The following is a 1,366-nucleotide window of genomic DNA, read 5'->3' on the forward strand; positions in this document are numbered from 1 at the left end:
GTCCTCCGCTGCCCGGAAAGCTGATTGACTGCATCCTACAGGCAGTTGGGATATGAGATCGCGACCTGCACGACAGCCCAATTATTCATTCATCGCGGCAACGCGATCTCCGAAAAATGCTTCCGGATGAAATCCAGCTTTGGATCGATGTAGCGCTGGCAGAAGGGCCTGCTTGGATCGGTGCGATAATAGTTCTGATAGCGCTCGTCCGAAGCTTTGAAACCCTTGAACGGGAGCACCAGAGTGTGGACAGCCTTGTCTGTTTCAGCGGCAAACTGCGCGATTGCCTTCTCGGCTTCTATCCGCTGACCGACTTCAAAGACATAGATGGCGCTTCGATATTTTCCGCGCGGTGAGCGAGCTCTTGTGGCGGAGTGCGTCCTTAGATGCACTTCGGCGAGCGTGGCCAATCCAATAGCCGCAGGGTCGAAACTTACGACCACACCTTCGGCCCACGTGTCGGCCGGCGTTTCTGATTGCAGAAAGCCCTGATCGACTTGGGAGACGCCTCGCAGCGCCTGAAAGACGCCCTCGGTGCACTAGTGGCATCCGCCGCCGAAGCCGACTTTCTCCATTCATCAGCTCCTATGCAGTCGGGTGATCCCGGCCGCCGCCGGCGCGGGCGATAAGCTGCCGAGGAACGAGATGATCCGCGGCGCCACTTGGTCGGCCATTTCGACGTGGGGATAATGGCCGGCACCTTCCACGATCATTGTCTCGGCATGCAGCCGGCTTGCTAGGTTCTGAGCTTCCTCGACCGGGTTTGGGAAGTCCGGATCCTTCGTCCCCATCACAACAAGCGCGCGAACGGCGCTGTCATCTAGAATGGCGGCCGTGTCGGCTTTCGAAAGCGAGAGCATCGTCAGCAGCGCCTGCATCCGTCCCGGCTCTCTGAGATTTCGAGCGATGGCCGACTTGATCGCCTCGTGGTCAAAAGCTCGCTTCGTTGGATAGAGGCTGCTCCAGTATGTCGTCCAAAACCACGTCCGCCATGGCCCGGCGAACCCTATCGAAAGGACGAGCTTCTGGAAGCTCGTCAGTGGAAGGTCTCGGACTATCGGACCGAGGAGCACGACACTGCGGACCAGGTCCGGACTCTCTCTCGCCGCCCTATAGAGCTGACCCGGCCGCGAAAGAGTTGCCAGTGATGGTGGCAGGGCCTGCGCCCAAGCGTCTCACGATAGAGATTGCGTCCAGGCCCACTGACCGGGCGGAGTAGTCAGTCCATCGCGCTGACGTTTCGCCGAATCCCCGCACATCCATCGTGACGACGCGGAATTCTGCCTGCTTTAGGTCGGGCCCTAGGAGCCGATATTCGGATCGCAGATCGCCCATCCCTGGAATGCACAGCACGATGTGCCCCGGA

Annotated in this window: 2 protein-coding genes and 1 pseudogene; all 3 read right to left on the minus strand. The window is 59.6% G+C overall.

Going from position 1 to position 1,366, the window contains the following annotated elements; all coding sequences use genetic code 11:
- Positions 1-89: 89 nt before the first annotated feature.
- Positions 90-527: pseudogene (locus AAFM29_RS17280) on the minus strand (peptide-methionine (S)-S-oxide reductase); the annotation flags it as partial.
- Between the two features lie 51 nt (positions 528-578).
- Positions 579-1,157: an alpha/beta hydrolase gene (locus AAFM29_RS17285; RefSeq protein ID WP_341713964.1), complete on the minus strand. Its 579-nt coding sequence runs from the start codon at positions 1,155-1,157 to the stop codon at positions 579-581.
- On the minus strand, positions 1,111-1,353 hold the full coding sequence (locus AAFM29_RS18120; RefSeq protein WP_371830767.1) for an alpha/beta fold hydrolase: 243 nt from the start codon (positions 1,351-1,353) through the stop codon (positions 1,111-1,113). The genes AAFM29_RS17285 and AAFM29_RS18120 overlap by 47 nt, the downstream gene beginning before the upstream one ends.
- Between the last annotated feature and the right edge of the window lie 13 nt (positions 1,354-1,366).

Source organism: Erythrobacter sp., assembly GCF_038133525.1.
Lineage (GTDB): Bacteria > Pseudomonadota > Alphaproteobacteria > Sphingomonadales > Sphingomonadaceae > Qipengyuania.